Here is a 402-nt window from a genome sequence, read left to right as displayed (position 1 = left end):
GATTTATGACTGGGTGTGCGAGGTGCGCCGCGCCAAGCTGCCCGACCCGGCCGTCATTGGCAACGCCGGCAGCTTCTTCAAGAACCCCACGGTGAGCGTCGAGCAGTGCGCCGACATCATCGCCCGCGACCCCAAGGTGGTGCATTACCGCATGGACGACGGCTCGGTGAAGCTGGCCGCCGGCTGGCTCATCGACTCCTGCGGCTGGAAAGGCAAGAGCGTGGGCCAGGCCGGCGTGTACGAACGCCAGGCCCTGGTGCTGGTGAACCGCGGCGCGGGCGTGGACGGCAACGGCGCCACAGGCGGCGAGGTGATGACCCTGGCCAAGGCCATCCAGACCAGCGTGTACGAGCGCTTTGGCATCCGGCTGGAGCCGGAGCCGGTGGTGGTGTAGCCATCTTG

General features: G+C 67.9%; 1 pseudogene. It reads left to right on the top strand.

Annotated elements, in window-relative coordinates:
- A pseudogene (locus AC1D1Y_RS26685) lies at positions 1-394 on the top strand (UDP-N-acetylmuramate dehydrogenase); the annotation flags it as partial.
- Between the last annotated feature and the right edge of the window lie 8 nt (positions 395-402).

The organism is Polaromonas sp. P1_G1 (assembly GCF_056405595.1).
Note: the sequence above shows the minus strand (reverse complement) of the source record. Positions and strands in the feature narration are given on the sequence as shown.